Origin of the sequence: Paraconexibacter algicola, from assembly GCF_003044185.1 — a bacterium.
GTDB lineage: Bacteria > Actinomycetota > Thermoleophilia > Solirubrobacterales > Solirubrobacteraceae > Paraconexibacter > Paraconexibacter algicola.
This window is the reverse complement of record NZ_PYYB01000001.1, coordinates 867,417-882,930: the sequence shown is the minus strand read 5'-3', so window position 1 is coordinate 882,930 and position 15,514 is coordinate 867,417. Positions and strand designations below refer to the sequence as shown.

The window sequence follows — 15,514 nt, the reverse complement described above, 5'->3', positions numbered from 1 at the left end:
GACCAGGTGGACGTCGTGAGGGCCGCACCTGGAGGGAAGGGTGGTCGCACGAAGCGCGTACCTCGCGGGGCTGAGAACGAGGCGCTCCGAGAGTTGCGCGAGCGGCGTCAACCTCATGCTGGTAGCGGCGTGGAGCCCGAGGCCCGCGGATCCGGGGTTCGGGGGAGTCTTCTGGCGTCATTGATGCTTGCGCGCGGCGCGGTGGCTGTGTGCCAGCCGGGTCCGTGGTCTGCTGCTGAGGGTTAGTGGGCGAGCAGAAGATCCGCGACGTTGCCGTTGACGGCGGCGGCTGCGAGGGAGGTGAGTTCGACGACGAGGACCTGCTCGGCGGTGTCGTCCCGGTCGACGGTGGAGAGGTGGGCGACCTGTCGTGCGTTGGGGGTTGATTGGGTGTCGAGTGCGGCGAGGAGTCCGGGGCGGGCGGTCTGTCCGCCGATCTGGCGGGCGCGGGCGAGGACTTCGAAGGCTTTGGCCTTCGCGTTCTTGCCGGTGCGGCCGGTGGTGCAGGAGAAGACGTACGGGCGGTAGTGGCCGATGGCGACGACGTCGAGTTCGAGGCTCATGGCGTCGCGCGTCAGGCGGACGCCGGTGTGCACCTCGTGGCCTGGTGCGGCTTGGGTGATGAGTCGTGAGAGCAGGTACTCGAGAAAGAGTCCTCTGAGGAAGACCTCGAGGTGATGGCTGCGCGTGAAGCGGTTGGGGCGGGGCTGGGCTTCTTCGATGTGACGGCGTAGCACTGCGACTGCTGTTGTGCCGTCGTCGACGAGCCGGGCGACCTGCTCCCACGGTGGTGGGCCGGCGGCGTCCAGGAGCGCGTGCGATGCGGCCTGCGTCTCGGTGTCGGGCCGCGCGCGGTGGAAGCCTTGAAGGTCCATGAGGACCTCGAGGGTGACCGCGTTGGCGGGGACGAGGTCTGCGAGCGGGGTGTCGGTGCCGTCGTCTCGGCGTAGGAGCCTGCGGTCCTCATCCAGGCAGGAGGCGTCCTGGGGTGCCCGGTCGGCGATGAAGTGCGCGGCTCGCAGGCTTGAGGCGAGGGAGCCGTCGCCGCCGGTGTGGTGGACGTGCGTGTTAGCCGGCAGCCGGGCGTGGAGGGCTTGGGCCTGCGGGAAGTGTGTGTTGTCGCCGATCTCCTCGCAGTGGGCCGTCGTGGCGAAGCGGCGCGTGAGGACGTCGCGTAGTCGCTGTGCCTCGTCGGCGCGGTCGGGAGGATGGATGAGGATCGCCTGCGTGGGGCGCAGGGCGGCGCATGCGAGGTACGTGTCGAGGGGGTGGTCGTCGACGACGAACGCGGCGGTGTGGAGTGGTGCTGGACTCACCATGTGCGGGAGTCCGCTTTCGGCAGCGGACTCCCGCACAGTCTCTCTCACGGGTACGATTAGAGGGCGCCAAGGTCATTGGCTGCCTGCCCGAGCACGGCCGCGGTGAGGATCAGCACCGTGAGCGTCGCGCCGAGGACGGTCCAGCCTCCGGCCTGTCCGACGCGTGACAGCGTTCGCAGGTCTTTCTCGTCTGCCGGCAGGCCGCGGCGCGCGACGCGGGAGGCGAGCACGGCGGCGATCGCCGTGACCAAGGCGACCGTGAGCACCGCCGCGGAGTCCCGGACGAGTCCGAGGATCACCAGGGAGGGCGCCGCGAGGCCCATCGCGGCGGACGCTAGGAGCCCGGTGTTCTCGTCGGCCCGGGCGCGGCGGATGGCGAGGTACATGTTTCCGGCAGGGCCGTTGGTGCCTTCGTGTAGCGGGCCGGCGGGGAGGGTCAGGCCGCCTGCGGTGATCACGGTGGCGGCCAGGAGGGCGAGGTAGACGCCGAGCTGAGGCTTGGGGTCCAGACCGACCAGGGAGGCGAAGCCGCTGACCGCGTCCGGCCCGGGAAGGATGCTCGGCGGGGAGAGGACGGCGGCGACGGTGCCGATCAGTGCGAGGAGTCCGGCGGCGCTGGTCACGTGCCACCCTGGGCGCCCGAGGACGTGTGCGGTGCGCGTTGTGCGTGCGGCCCAGGCGACGCTCAGCGCTCCCCCGGCGGCCAGCAGGACGGGCACGACCGTCAGGGCCGAGGACTGCAGCCCCGAGCGCGATCCGCCCACCGCGGGGACGTCGAGGCGGAACCAGGGGAGGAACATGGCGAGCAGGAGCAGAACGCCGCCCGTCCCGGTGAGCAGCACGGGGCGGGGTAGCTCGGCGACGGCGCTGAGCGCGGCTGGCGGCGTGGTTCGGACGGCCTGGTCGGCAGGGGTCGGGGTGGGTGGGGTGGAGGTGGTGTCGTGAGTGCTCATGGCTGCTGTTCAGCGCGTGGCGGGCCGCTGTTGTGACAGCGTCGACTTCTGCTCGCGCACGACGCGTCGCACGCGGCGCTGCAGGCTCGGCGCGACCGCTCGCAGCAGCCGGCGGCTGTACTGGGTGGCGGTGTTGGTCGGCACCCCTGCGCGCTGGGCGGCGGTCGCGAAGGTCTCGCCGGCCAGTCGGTCGGTGAGGACCTGCAGCGCGATCTCGCGGGTCCGTGGCGTCATCGCGACCTGCCGGGTGGCACGGCGCAGGCTGACCAAGAGCACCGCCGGGTCGTCGTCGGCGTTGACCGCAGGCGGGATCTCATGGGCCGCTGGCTCGCGGGTGTCGGGGAGGTCGAGCAGTGCGTCGAGGCCGGTGCGGTGGCGGTAGGCGGTGCTGGTCTCGCCGTCGGCGGCTTTGCGCATCCAGGCGCGCAGTGCGAGCTCTCGGATCTCTCCGGTCTCGTCGAGCCAGCACGACGTGTCGGCCAGGGTTGGCCCGGTGTCGATGCGCCGCAGCAGGCGGAGGTGGACGTCCTCGGCGATGGCGTCGCCGTGCTGGCGCGCGACGCGGGCGACGGCTCGGTCGATGGACTGCAGGACGGCGATGGTGGCCAGCCGACGGGCGTCGTCGGTGGTCGTGATGGGGTGCGGTCTGCGCGGGGTCGCGCGCAGGGGCGGGTGCTCCATTCCTGCGGGTCCTTTCGGTCGGTGAGGACCATCGAGGCGTGGCCCGCGGGAAGCAGAAGCAGATGAACTACGGCTCCAGCCCGCCGCAGTTACGCCCCTGTGCGCCGATCAGCCTCCGTACCCTCATCGCCGGCGCAGACATCGAGCCCGGCGACCTGGTGCACGTCGGCTACCAGACCGGGACCGTGATGCCCGTGCCGGAGCCGAGCGCGCTCGAGCAGCTGACCGATGCTTGGCGTCCGATCCGCGAGACGGTCGCGGCCGAGGTTGAGCGCGGCTTGGCGCAGCTCAGCGCGTGGCTTGAGCGACGCGGAAGATGAGCGACGCGGTCCGAGAAGTCGTGGTGAGCAACCCGGTGTTCCTCCTGACCGTGGACTACTCCTGCGACGGCACCGAGATCTACGGCGCCCACTCCACTCTCGATGCAGCTCGCGCCGCCGCTGAGCAGATCGACGCGCGCGGCGGCGACGTGGTCATCGTGATGCTGCTGCTGGACGCTGCGCCGCGCATGCGTTCCACGTTCCAAGACCGCGACAACCCGCCGACCGGCACCGTCGTTCAGCGCGACTAGACGCGCCAGAGATAACGCTCGGGAGTGGCAGTCAGGCCACCCCCGAGCGTGCACCACACCTACTGGTGGACGTCCCCGCCGGGACCCTCGCGCTTGATGAGGTCGATCGCGCGACGCGCGTCCGCCTTCGAGACGTAGCCCTCGGTCCACCAGATCAGCTGGTGGTTGCTGGCGTACGCGAGCGCGCGGTAGCCGTCGGCGTCGTAGCGAATCCTGAAATACATCGTTACTCCTTGATCGCACTTCTGTTCCCTCTGCCCGAGGCCCGCCAAGGTCTCGGTGAGGGCTGTCCTACATCATGATCGCCGCGCGGACGGAACCCACATCGGGCCGAGGAAAGTCCCGCAATTTGCAGGGGCTTCGCCGGGAGCAGAAGTGCGTCCTTCGAAGTCTGTAGCGTCCCCAGCGCACCACATCGCCTGATCGCACAGGTATCGCGCGCTGGTCCGCCCGCCAAGAAGTTCCTGGATCAGCCGCACCACGAAGCGCCCTGTCACCGGGGCGCTTCGTCGTGAGATGGGCTGAAGCCTTCGTCGAGGAGGCCGGCGGTGATCGACCGCGCCGACCCCTCCGACCGCGGCGGTGACGCGTCACAGTAGGTGGGCTCCTCCGACGCCGCCATCGTCAGCGCGTCCCCGAGATCCGGGGATCGGCCGAGCCGCTTGCGGACGTCGTCCTTGCTCTCGCAGCCGGTGCGGCCGTCGGCGTCCTGCACGCGCTTCGTCGCGGACACGGCGCCGCCAGGTCGTCCGCGTCGTCCCCATCAGCGGGCAGGGCCAGCAGCCGGTCCTTGAGCTTGAGCCGGAGCGCCCACCACGCCTCGGCCTTGCGGTTGCGGAAGCGGTGCGGCTTGTGCCTCGCCTTGGCGCGCGGGTGAGGAGCATTCGGGCCGTCAGGTCGCTGGGGTGACGTCCGGCCAGCACGTCCGTGCACGCGGCCCGCAGGTCGCGATCGAGGTCGTCAGCCGCGAGCAGCTCGTGGGCTATCGGTAGGCGCCGCGCTCGAGCATCCGTAGGGCCTGCAGGCGGAGGTAGGTGGGTGCGTCGACGGCGTCGGCCAGTGCGCGAGCGCAGTCCAGCGTGATGCGGTCGGTGGAGGGCAGGTAGGCGATCGCTGCCGCTGTTCTCGGCGTGGCCCAATCGTCGAAGTCCGTCGCGTGTGCGCGCAGGTGTTTGCGGGTGACGCGGCCGCCGTGCGGGTGGGCGTCGTTCAGGAGCTTGATCGCCACGTTGGGGTCCAGGCTTTCGCCGCTGTCCCAGAGCCGCTCGGCCGTCTCGGGGTGCGGCCGCGAGGACAACTCGAGCAGCGCGTGGAGCTCCAAGGTGCCGAGGCGTTCGTCGTCGAGCAGTTCGGCGACGATCTGGCCGTCGACGATGCCCCGCAGAGGGCGGACGACGGCCCGCGTGAACCCGGCGAGCGGCCGCTCACCCGGTCGGTCCTTGGCGTCGCGCAGCAGTTGGGCGACGTGCCCGACGGCCTGCGGTCTGGGAAAGAGGGCGATCGCCAATCGCAGGCCGAGCTCCGGATCGCGGTTTTTGCACTTCACGTACTCGTTTGCGATGCGTGCGCAGTGCAGCGGGCCAAGGAGCTTTCGCAGTTGCTGCTGCTCGAGCAGCAGCCGCGGGTGCTCGGTCGCCAGTCGCAGGCCGCGGTCGGTGTCGCGGGCGGCGACTGCTGCCTGGGCGCGGGCTTGCGGGGCTAGTGCCTCGTCATCAGCGAGACGCTGCGCGAGTGCCACGGTTGCCTTGCCGGCCCGCTGCAGCGGCTCGACGCCCCAGAACGCGGGGCCTCCTCGGAACGCGCGTTCCACGATCTCCGGGTCGACTGCGCCGCGGACGCACCACAACACCTGCGCAGCGCCTCCGGGTCCTGGAGTTCGGTGAGTAGCCGCTGCTGGGCAGTGCGGGCCGTCCAGCTGTCCGGGTTTGGTGGGGAGAGGGGCAGTCCGAGCGCGAGTGCGACGACCGGCGTCTCGCGACACCCCGCGTCCATAAACTCCCGCGCCACCGGACCGTCACTTCGCTGCGCCAACGCGACCCAGAAGCCTCGGAACCGCGCGGCGTCCAGGGTCCCGACGTGACGCAGGACCGCGCCCCGGTCCGCTGCCCCCAGTTGCACGTCTGTGACCGACGTCGCCTCGATGCCCCGCTCGCAGAGCGTTCGAACGGCAAGCAGCTCATCTGCCACGTCCGCGTCGGACATCCGCTCGAGGTCCAAGCCGGGCATCTGGCCGCCGGCCTGCTCGAGCGTCCGCTGGTACAGCCACTGCAGTGCTCCGGCCGGTGACTCGAGCATCGCGGGATCCGGGCTGTCGTCCGCCGCGACGACGCGCGAGAGGAGGCTGAACGGGCGGTCCTGGAGTGCGACCGGAGAGCCCCACTCGGCGGCGACGGACAGCAGTTCGTCCTGGGATGGCACGAGCTGTGCGCCGTAACGCTGGGCGGCCCGCTCCAACCGCGGGCGCAGGTTCGTGGAGGCGCGGGGCGGAAGGACGAGCGCGACGGGCCGGGCGTGCTGGGCGCGGAATCCCGAGAAGTGCAGCTCGACCTTGCCCCACGCCTGGATCGCACCGGTGACACACCCAGGACGGGTCCGGGCCGGAAGCTCATAGGAACCGTAGAGGCCGCACGAGCAGTCGCTCGCCGGTGCGACGTGACCGGTTGCCGGACTGCTGTCGCACACAGCGGTCGCGACCGGCGCGTCCCAGGTTCCAAGCTCGGCGTGCAGCGGGCGCAGCCCGCCGTCCTGGTCGATGAACCAGGAGCGCACACCGACGATGGTCATCGCGTCGGGACCTCGACCGGCATCGCAGGGACGGGTGCCGGCAGGGACGGCTGCGGGGTTGGGGCGGGAACGGTGATGCGGCGCGAGGGCTCAGCGAACATGCCCAGCAGCGCGTCTGCGGCCCAGCATGTGACACGGCGACCGAACCCAGTGATCGGTTCGTCCTCGGGCCGAGGTCAGCCCGGGACGGGATGCCAGGTGGCCGTGCGGGCGGTCAGGTCGAGCAGCAGGTAGGTGGGCTGGAGGTCGTGCTGGATCGCCCCCGGGTTTACTAGTGCGCGCTGGTAGGTCCGCAGGTCGACTGGCGGGGCTGTGCGCGCGGACACCCAGACCGGGGCGGGGACGCCGGCGGCCGCGCCCCACATGCCCGGGTGGTGGGTGTGGCCGAAGAGCGCAAGGTGAGCGCCGAGCTCTGCCAGCGAGGCAGCGGCGACCTGGGGTGAGTCGAGGAACTCGTAGAGAGGATCGATCACGCTCGCGTGCACGGCGAGCACACCGTGCCGTTCGGCGCGAGGAGCCCATCCCGCGAGCACCAGCCGCGTCGCATGCGACAGCTGACCGCGCTCCAGGGCCCACAGCTCGTGGTTGCCGCCGAGCGTCACGGCGCACCGCGAGGCCACGAGCGCGACCGCCTCCTCCTGATCGGCTGACGGCGCAGCACCGAGGGCGTCGACCACGTCGCCCAGGCACCAGATCTCTTCGCAGCCGTGATCATCGATCGCCGCCACGGCGCGGCGAAGCAGCGCGACCTGACCGTGCACGTCGCTGAGCACCCCGACCCGCATCACCTGCAGCCCTCCGCGATCGCGCCGAGGGCCGTCGGGAGCTCGGCGAGCGTCGAGATCGCCGGCGGACCGAGGGTACCGGCGCGGTCGAGATGCACTGCCCGCAGGCCAGCGGCCCGGGCAGCGTTCACGTCGCGGTCGAGGTCATCACCGACCATGACGATGCGGCCAGGGACCGTCGCGGCGCGGTCTGCTGCCGCACGGAAGATCGCCGGGTCCGGTTTGCCGACGCCCAGGTCACCGGAGGCGATCACGAACGCGAACCGGTTGGTGAGTGCGGCGAGCTCGAGCTTCTCCCGCTGCAGACACGACGCACCGTTCGTCACGACTCCCAACCCGAACGAGCCATCGAGGCGGTCAAACGTAGGGAGGACATCGGGAAACGGCACGACGCCTGAACGCCGCGCGGCAGCGAAGCGACCGGCGAGCGCGTCCACGAGGTCCTCGTCGCGGACCCCCTCGTCGGACAGGGCGTCGCGCCAGGGCGCCCGCTGGTAACTGGGCGCCCAGTCGCGCAGCACGACGAGCTCGGGCCGATCGCCCCCAAACGCACACCACAGGCCCTCCGAGGCGCTAATCCCGATCCGCGAACAGAACGACGCAGCCGGCGAGCTCGCCCAGCCACGGCGTGCGTGGCGGTACGCAGCGGCGGCCAGCGTGGTCGCGTCAACTCCGTGATGTTCTGCTGCCAGCGTGGCGGCGGCCAGGAACGCGGCGCGGGTGGCGGTCGTCTCGGGGATGAGCGTCGCGTCGAGATCGAAGAGCACTACGTCGGCCATGTCGCAACCAGTCTCCGCAGCGCGGACCGATGTGACAACCCGACGGGTCCTCCTCCTGCAGCACGGACCGCAGCTGTCACACGACGAGCCGCTGCGGCGCAGAGGGGCATGGACATCCACCCGAAAGGACCCGTGCAGCCTCGTCTCAAGCACCGCATACCCGCGTCCGCCGGCGCGAGCGCTCAGGACGCTGCTGGGTCGGCCGATCAGCGCCCTTCTGCTGAAGGCGCCCGGGAGGCCCCGTCGGCCCGGCGTCGCAAGCTTGCTCCCACGTTCGAGAAGATCCTGCAGCACGCGACGATCGACCTGATCGCGCAAGCGCGATCAGGCGAGTTCTCGTCGATCGTCGGCCGCGACCAAGAGATCGACCGGCTGGTCGAGCACCTACAGCTGCGCTCCCAGCAACTCGTCCTGATCGCCGGGCCCGTCGGATCGGGACGCCTGGCCGTCATCCACGGAGCCGCCGCACGAATCGCCGCCGGCCAGGTGGACGGAGAAACGGGACAACGACCGCTCCTGCTCGTGCGGCCCGACCGGGTCCTGGGGCGCTTCGAAACGAAGCGGGGCCGCGTGGAGGCCTCGCATCTCGTCGACGCGGCGATCGCCACAGCGTCCACGTTGGTCGTCCACGGCCTCAAATGGAAAGACGGCCGAGACCATCCGCTCGTCGAGGAACTCAACACCCGTTGTGCGGAACCCGGGTTTCGGGCCGTGCTCGTTCAGGACGTCCCCGTGGAGCGCCTGGACCACGACCCGCGCCTTACCGCACGGCTGGGGTGCGTCGCGGTGCGACCCGTCGCACGCGAACATCTCCACGACCTCGTCCGCGTCCACATCAGCAAGGCGCTCGGACCTCGCACCCGGTTCGCCAACCCGCGCATTATCGACGAGCTCATCGCCCTGGCCACCACCCACGACCGGCTCACCGACATGCCCGACCTCGCCGTCGAGGCCGCCGACCTCGCCGCAGTCCGAGCCGACAGGCGCGCCGAGTCGATCCCACGCCGGGTCGCGCTCGTCCGCCAGACCTTCGCGCAGCTTGCCGCAATCGGCCCGGAGCCCGTCCCGGCCGCCGAACGCCACCGCCGCCTCGAGGGCATGGCCGGCCGCCTGCAGGCGCGCGTCATCGGCCAGGGTCACGTCATCGACGAGGTCGTGGACCGTCTGACGATCGGCGCAATGGGATTCCGCCTAAGACCCAACCGCCCGGTAGGCGCCTTCCTCCTGTCCGGCCCCACCGGGGTCGGGAAGACCGAGCTGGCCCGCGCGCTGGCCGACGAACTCGGCGGCGGACCCGGCGCGCTCGTGCGGCTGGACATGAGCGAGTACAGCACCGAGCGCGACGTCTGGAAGATCCTCTCCCCACCACCCGGCATCGTCGGACACGGACAGCCCAGCCCCTTCCTGGCCGCCGTACGCCGCCAACCCAAAGCCGTGGTGCTCTTCGACGAGATCGAGAAAGCTCACCCCGCGATCCACCGGCTGCTGCTACAGGTCCTCGATGAGGGCCATCTAACCGACAGCACCGGAGAGCCAATCAGCTTCACCCAGTCCGTCATCGTCCTCACCACCAACGTACGCGCTCGATCGACAAGCCGTTCCCTCGGCTTCGCGGCCACGTCATCAGGGACTCAGTCGGCCGACGGGCGGGCCCGCGCGCTCCAGAGCGCCTTCGCTCCTGAGTTGCTGGGCCGGATGGACGCCACCTGCGCCTTCCGCGACCTCGGCCTGCAGGACAGTCGCCGGATCGTACGCGACGTGTTGCTCCCCCGCTGGCAAGCTCACCACCCACGGCTCGACGTCCGCGTCAGCGATTCGGTGATCGACGAGCTCGCGCGCCGAGGACACAGCGAGGAACTCGGCGCACGCCACCTCGAGGCAACCGTCGAGCGCGACCTGCTCCTGCCGCTCGCCCGCGAACACGCCCGAAGCGGCGCTGTTCGGATGGATGCGCGCGCGCAGAGCGGAACCATCGCGATCTCCGCGGGCTCCTCGGAACCGACGTCTCGGCGTGCCAGCATCGACCTCGTCGGGGCGCAGTAGGTTTGCGCCATAAGTGGAGACCTGGGCCCTGTCCGCCCGTTCCAGCGAATGCGGCTACTCGGGCATCGACAGCTCCTGGCGGTCTACGCCGATCGAGGCGTCGACCGGTCATGGCTAGACCCGAATTGTCCTGAGGTCTGACGATCGCAAAGAGCAGACCTACTGGCCGAGCACCATCACCGTCGTTGCCAACGGCTTTGTTTGGAGCGAATCTCGATGGCGCACCTCTACCCCGGAGAGGTATAGGTGCGCGTCCTCAAAGTGCGCGCGCTGCGGCCGCTTGCAGCTTCGCGAATGGCTCACCGTCAGCGAGGACGTCCCATGAGATCCTCCCCGAGGCAATCCGAGCGGCGACGAACGACTCGCATTCCAAACTAGCGGCAACCAAGTCCGCGTGGACCGGGTCTGTGGGGTCAAACATAGGCAAGCCACGAACCCAATCGGCGTCGACTCGGAGACTCTCGCCTAGCCGGGAGTCGGGAGGAGACGAAAGCCCGCTGTTGATAATGCCGGTCAGGAAGAGCGCTTCCTCGCGCGATCGACACGTGACTCGAAGTAGGTTGGCGCTAGCGATCGCTCGGCGCCCCTCGGCACGCGCCGCCGCGGGCCGGCGCGCGACCGTTGGAACGAAGACGGCGTGGGCGGAGGCTGGAAACTGCGCCGCCAAGCGCGGCGAATCCCAGAACTGATCGACTGCGGTGACCTGGGTTACCCGCTTCATCCTCGATCGCCAGTGCTGGTACAGCGGTTCGATGTCGAAGTTCCACTGCATCAAGCCAGCACCGCGGCCCGACGGAAATGGCACCACAACGGTCTGAGTTATTCCGATCCAGAATGGAGAAACGGAGGATCCGTGGACCAACGTGTAGAGAGACTCTTGCTCGACGATCCCGTCGAGAGCGCCGCTGACGTGCACGCGGCCCTCCGGCGCCGTCGGGCCGACCTGAACTCGCCTGAGCTCCACTGGCATGATCTGAGCGCCAGCCCTCACCTCGTATTCCGGCGCGGCTTGTGGCATTGTCTCGGCCCTGCCGAGAAGGGCGCGCCGCTGCGGCCAGGCGGTGCCACCTACCGGGAAGGTGTCGGCAGCTTCGTCCCATGCTTGCAGTACGGCAAAAGTGTCGGACGGACCCGCTGCAGAGGGCTCCGGCGTAGCCGTGGCGAGTTCCCGCAGAGCACCCACCGTGACTGTGGTGAAGGCTGCCGCCAGCAACCCCATCGTCGCCGGGAACAGCCACGCGTTACGGAACCCTGGTGGGGACAGAAGCCCGATGACGGCCGCGACTTCGCCGAGGATGAGAACACTGATCACTGCCAGCAGCGAGAGACGACGACGACGTCGTTCCTCGTCGTAGCGATCTCGGGCCTCTTCAGCGGCCGAGGTGGCGGCGCGGTCAGCGACTTGATCTAGGTGCGACTCGAGGTACGCGGTGACGACACGTGCGCGGTCGAGCATCCGGACACCGGAAGCCTCGGCAAGACTTGGCACGTGAACAGGCTTCGTCGGCATCGCGGAGACGGCTGCGAGAAGGGCGCCGACATCGCGAATGTGGACCCGGGCGGCCTGCCCTCCTTGTTCCAGAGCGGCGACCATGACTTCGCCCATGACCTTCTCGCGCGGGTGCCCGATCCGTGAGGCCACCTCGTCAAGGTAGTCAGCAACCTGCCCCCCGACCTCCGGAGTGGCGGGTGCCGACCAACTCTCAGTCGGGTCGAGCAAGTTCGGGACCTGGTCGTCAAGGCGTCTCCGCAGGTCGCGATGACGTCGGGCGACTCGCGTCTGCGTTTCATCGACTTTCGCGTTGACGTACTGCGCCTTGGTCCCCAGCGTCTCGGCGAGGTTCTGCTCGAGCGCAAGCGCGACAAGGAAGACTGGGTTTATCTGGACGGCGGCGTTGTAGAAGTCCCGAGGAATCTCGCCGCTATAACGCCAAGCTGCGAGGGCCGCGGCGAGCCCGGCAGTCATCCCTGCGACCAGTGCGCCGTATGCGCCTACGGCGTGGCGGACACGGGCTCGCATCGTCAGCCCAAGTCTAGAGGCCCATCGCAGACCGTAGGGGCGATCGGCTGCGGGAGGCGGCGTAGCCGGCCGTCGTCCTGAGGCGTGGGCGGATGCTCTGCGGGCTCGGTCTCGGTGCCCTCAGACACCGTGAATGGAGGAGTCCATAAGATCGCCGATGGACTAGGTCACGTTGAGACCCGCCGTCCAGGTCAGCACTCATTCAGCGTGGCGGACGTGCCGGGCCATTACCCCGTCAACCGCGACCAACATTAAGCGTTGTCGGTCGCGTGGCTGCTGCCGTTAGCGCGTCGCGGATCGTCTAGTCACGCCGCTCGGCTGTGATCGGATGGCTCGGGGGGAAAACATTGGAGCAGGCGGCGTGCATGGTCGCGGCGGCGAGCGCCGCGGCGGCGATGATGTATGGCCAGCCGGAAACAAGGCCCGCAGCGAGCGACACCGTGGCGGTCACCGTCAGCGCTCCGAGGACGCTGAGCGCAGCACGTTGCCATCCGGCGTGCGCTTCGCCGGTGAACGGCTTGAGGTCCAGCAGGCGTAGCGTGCTGTAGGTCAGCAGACCGGTGGCGAACATCACGACGAGCATGTCCAGCAAGCCGGGCTTGCCATCGTCGAACTCGGCGACGTTCGCGCCGTAGACCGTCCCGACGAGGGTCGGGGTCAGCAGCGTCGCGGTGAGGAAGGTCACGGTCGATTGGAAGCGCGCGTCGTTTGTCGCTCGGGTCTGCGCGGTCTGCAGTTGCTCGGCGGCGACTGCCTGCGAGAGCGTGTCGTGGACTGCGCGGACGTCGCCGCGCACGCGCCGCGCGGTGAGCTCGACGCCGCTGAGCGTGTCGAGCAGCGCAGCGCGCCTGGTGTGGTCGCGCTCGAGCTTCGGGACGGCTTGTGCGAAGGCAAGCGCGCCGATGGCCAGTCGGCTTGCGTTAGCGATCCCGGCGACGAAGTCAGCGCCTCGCAGAGGTTCGGCGGCTGCGACGCCGTCGAGGATCTCGGCCTCGAGGATCATCGTCTGCGAGAGCGCGCGATCCAGGTCGTCTTGCAGCCGCTTGAATGCGAGGGCGCCGAAAGTCGCGAGAAGGCCGCCACCAGCCAGCCACTCGTTCTGCAGTTGCCAGACGCGGAACTTGCTGTCGTCCTCGGCATCCCCCTCATCCCACGGTTCGTGGCCGACGAGCATGAGGCAGGGGGCGGGTCTGTTGAAATAGCACAGGTGCGCGCTCAGCTCTGCGGAGTACCAGACCGCCCAAGTGCGTCCGGCGCGCTCCTGGCCCATCTCTCGCTCTCGGCGGTCGTATCCCGGCAACGTCCTCCCGGTGGCGTGCATGTCGAGCCCCAGCAGGCAGATCAACAGCTCCGGGTCGCCGAAGCGCAACGGGTGCGCTAGCCAGTGGGCTCGCCGGTAGGTCCCGGCCACCAGGTGCTCCCCTTTCGGTGGCTTGGCGTCGGCGCCAGGCTCGACCAAGGTCAGCAGACCGTCAACGGCCTCGGCACGCAGCTCGAGCTCCTCGTCCTCGGGCTCGGTGACCCGGTGGTCCTCGCTGTCGGGCTCCTCGTCCTCCGCTCTCCCATTTGCGGCGAGGAGGTCGGCGACCGCCCCTTGGCCGTTGGGCTTGAGGTGCTCCACGATGTCGGCGTAGGTCTGACCAAGGGCCTTGAGGCGGGTGATCACCCCGTCGAGTGCCAGGACCAGAGAGTCAAAGGCAGCCGGGGCACGGGTGGCGAGCAGCAGACGGGCGATCTCCTGGTCGGCAGCGTCGAGCTCGTCGATCGTGTAACCGCGCTCGCCAAGCATCGTCTCGACCGGCCTGTAGTACGCGCGAAAGAACGCGCCCTCGGGAGTGGTGCCTTCTCGGGGCTCCGAGACGTAGCCGAGGATCTCGCTGACCACCGTGCACTCGCGGGTAGAAAGCGAGTCGCTGATCGACCATCCCGAGGCGTTGCTCATGATGGCGCAGTATCACCTGGCGCGATACCGCCGCCAAGGCACGTCTGCGGCGAGCGCATCGCACTTAGCTGAGCGGCGTCGATGGCGGCAGGCGGCGTGCAGGAGCCAGATGGTTCTGGCCTGCGGAACCGGCGGCTCAGCGCGGGCGTTGCGTTGCGGGCGAGGCCGCGAATCCGCCGCGGCGCTAATTCGTGATCTCGATCGCCGACGGCGACCCCGGGTGATCGGCGGGCCAGGGCATCTCGCCGAGCCTGTTGGCCACCCAGGTCTTCATTCTCCACGGGGCTTCCTGCGCCGGCCGCGCCATCAGGTGCCTCGCACCGAGGTAGCCGACGTACTCCTACGGGCCAAGAAGCACACGCTCCGGGCCGTCAAACGCTACGTGAATCGCGTTGACAGTCGCGACCACGACGTCGCGTGGAACCACGTAGAAGGCATGCTTGCGATCGCCGTCGAGCGCAACCAGCACGACCCATTCGTTCGCCGGCGGGTCGAGGGTTCTCGCACACTCCCGAGCTGAAAATCGTTGCTCCGTTCGCTCTTGGTCTTCACCTGAACGGCAACCGGAAGTTGGGCGGCGCCGACCTGCGCAAGAAGATCGGTGCGTCGCGTGTTCGTCGTTGCGAGCGCCGCCGGCCAGCCTCTCTGGGCGAGCTCGGCGGCGACGAGAAACACGCCGGCGTCGCCGGTCAGTGCGGTTGACCTCTTCACGGCGACGAAGCTCTACCTGGCCGCTGATCATCGGCGCGCCGCGTAGGCCTGGACGCGCTCAGGGAGCTGAAGCTCGTCAGCACCTTAGTCCGCGAAGCGACGGGACTGCTTCTCAGCGGCCTCGACGATCCGCGGAAGCCCCCAGCCTGACGCGCCGGACGCCAAGCTGCCACCAGCCGCCCGCGCGTGGGCGGCAGATCGCAACTGGAGTTGTTCGGTCAGCGCGTCCACCTCGCGGTCCCACTCTTCGTAGCCACGGAATGCGCGTTCGAGGGTTGACGATCTCGACTGGGAGGCCGAACGCGTTGAATGCCGCGATAAGCTGGTCGCAGATCACCCATCTGGGGTGTACGGTTCTATTCTCGATTGAAGACAGACATCGGGGGACTCAGGCCAATGATCTCAGGCCTGTCACGCCGGCGGTCGCGGGTTCGAGTCCCGTCGCTCCCGTCACGGAGAAGCCTGCACGCGCGGGGCTTCTGTCGTTTCGGGGCTCGCTTGCAGGGAGAACGCGCGCGCCGCGAGTAGCGGCCGCGAGGAGCAAACGGAGCTCCTTGCCGTCGATTTTCGGCTGCGACGACGGCAACGCCTGGGCCGCCGAGCGCCGCGGCCGAGAAGCTGCGCAAGCACCTTGACCGCCACGCCTCCGGCCCGCCGACGGTGCGGTTCGACGACAGCGACGTCGATCAGGCTCGCGCCGGCGGCGTCCTCGTCGGGTTCGACGAGTAGGGGTCGCCTCCGCGACGTGGTCGCGACCACGGGTCGATGGTGAGGTTCGGAATGGCGAGACCTTCAGTCGCGGAGGGCGTGCCGCTGACCTGCCGGCACCGACGCGCACCTCCCCGACGACGAGCGAGCGGCTGAGCCCATCGGTGGTTCCCGACCGGCGTACCGCCACGTCGGACACTGCCGAACGGACCATGCGA

14 protein-coding genes are annotated in these 15,514 nt (G+C 69.4%); 3 read left to right on the top strand and 11 right to left on the bottom strand.

Features of this window, described 5'->3' with window-relative positions:
• Positions 1-242: 242 nt before the first annotated feature.
• The 3 genes from C7Y72_RS04145 to C7Y72_RS04135 form a co-directional block, all read right to left on the bottom strand.
• On the bottom strand, positions 243-1,319 hold the full coding sequence (locus tag C7Y72_RS04145; protein WP_107567337.1) for a PDDEXK family nuclease: 1,077 nt from the start codon (positions 1,317-1,319) through the stop codon (positions 243-245).
• A gap of 56 nt (positions 1,320-1,375) precedes the next feature.
• Complete coding sequence (locus tag C7Y72_RS04140) at positions 1,376-2,161, bottom strand: hypothetical protein (protein ID WP_107567336.1); 786 nt, start codon at positions 2,159-2,161, stop codon at positions 1,376-1,378.
• Between the two features lie 120 nt (positions 2,162-2,281).
• Positions 2,282-2,953 carry a hypothetical protein gene (locus C7Y72_RS04135; protein ID WP_107567335.1) on the bottom strand — a complete coding sequence of 224 codons (672 nt, stop codon included), beginning with the start codon at positions 2,951-2,953 and terminating at the stop codon, positions 2,282-2,284.
• A gap of 38 nt (positions 2,954-2,991) precedes the next feature.
• On the opposite strand from C7Y72_RS04135, the gene C7Y72_RS04130 reads away from it, so the two are divergent.
• Both C7Y72_RS04130 and C7Y72_RS04125 read left to right on the top strand, forming a co-directional pair.
• Complete coding sequence (locus C7Y72_RS04130; RefSeq protein WP_107567334.1) at positions 2,992-3,273, top strand: hypothetical protein; 282 nt, start codon at positions 2,992-2,994, stop codon at positions 3,271-3,273.
• Complete coding sequence (locus C7Y72_RS04125) at positions 3,270-3,524, top strand: hypothetical protein (protein ID WP_107567333.1); 255 nt, start codon at positions 3,270-3,272, stop codon at positions 3,522-3,524. The genes C7Y72_RS04130 and C7Y72_RS04125 overlap by 4 nt, the downstream gene beginning before the upstream one ends.
• Positions 3,525-3,583: 59 nt before the next feature.
• Here the strand turns inward: C7Y72_RS04125 and C7Y72_RS04120 are convergent, their stop codons facing one another.
• From C7Y72_RS04120 to C7Y72_RS04095, 6 genes are all read right to left on the bottom strand, one after another.
• Positions 3,584-3,748: a YegP family protein gene (locus C7Y72_RS04120; protein ID WP_107567332.1), complete on the bottom strand. Its 165-nt coding sequence runs from the start codon at positions 3,746-3,748 to the stop codon at positions 3,584-3,586.
• Positions 3,749-4,017: 269 nt separating this feature from the next.
• A complete protein-coding gene (locus C7Y72_RS04115) occupies positions 4,018-4,257 on the bottom strand; it encodes a hypothetical protein (RefSeq protein ID WP_107567331.1) in 240 nt (79 codons plus the stop codon).
• A 249-nt stretch (positions 4,258-4,506) separates the two neighbouring features.
• Entirely contained in the window at positions 4,507-5,262 is a 756-nt protein-coding gene (locus tag C7Y72_RS04110; RefSeq protein WP_146175249.1) for a hypothetical protein, read from the bottom strand.
• Positions 5,223-6,308: a hypothetical protein gene (locus C7Y72_RS04105; RefSeq protein WP_146175248.1), complete on the bottom strand. Its 1,086-nt coding sequence runs from the start codon at positions 6,306-6,308 to the stop codon at positions 5,223-5,225. Before C7Y72_RS04105 ends, C7Y72_RS04110 begins: the two co-directional genes overlap by 40 nt.
• A gap of 176 nt (positions 6,309-6,484) precedes the next feature.
• Positions 6,485-7,081, bottom strand: a complete 597-nt coding sequence (locus tag C7Y72_RS04100) for a metallophosphoesterase family protein (protein WP_158276630.1) — start codon at positions 7,079-7,081, stop codon at positions 6,485-6,487.
• A gap of 11 nt (positions 7,082-7,092) precedes the next feature.
• Positions 7,093-7,872: an HAD family hydrolase gene (locus C7Y72_RS04095; protein WP_107567327.1), complete on the bottom strand. Its 780-nt coding sequence runs from the start codon at positions 7,870-7,872 to the stop codon at positions 7,093-7,095.
• 108 nt (positions 7,873-7,980) lie between these two features.
• Between C7Y72_RS04095 and C7Y72_RS04090 the strand changes: the two genes are divergently transcribed.
• Positions 7,981-9,915: an AAA family ATPase gene (locus C7Y72_RS04090; RefSeq protein ID WP_158276629.1), complete on the top strand. Its 1,935-nt coding sequence runs from the start codon at positions 7,981-7,983 to the stop codon at positions 9,913-9,915.
• A 256-nt stretch (positions 9,916-10,171) separates the two neighbouring features.
• Here the strand turns inward: C7Y72_RS04090 and C7Y72_RS04080 are convergent, their stop codons facing one another.
• Positions 10,172-11,881 carry a hypothetical protein gene (locus C7Y72_RS04080; protein WP_107567325.1) on the bottom strand — a complete coding sequence of 570 codons (1,710 nt, stop codon included), beginning with the start codon at positions 11,879-11,881 and terminating at the stop codon, positions 10,172-10,174.
• 355 nt (positions 11,882-12,236) lie between these two features.
• Entirely contained in the window at positions 12,237-13,877 is a 1,641-nt protein-coding gene (locus tag C7Y72_RS04075; protein ID WP_107567324.1) for a hypothetical protein, read from the bottom strand.
• Positions 13,878-15,514 lie beyond the last annotated feature (1,637 nt).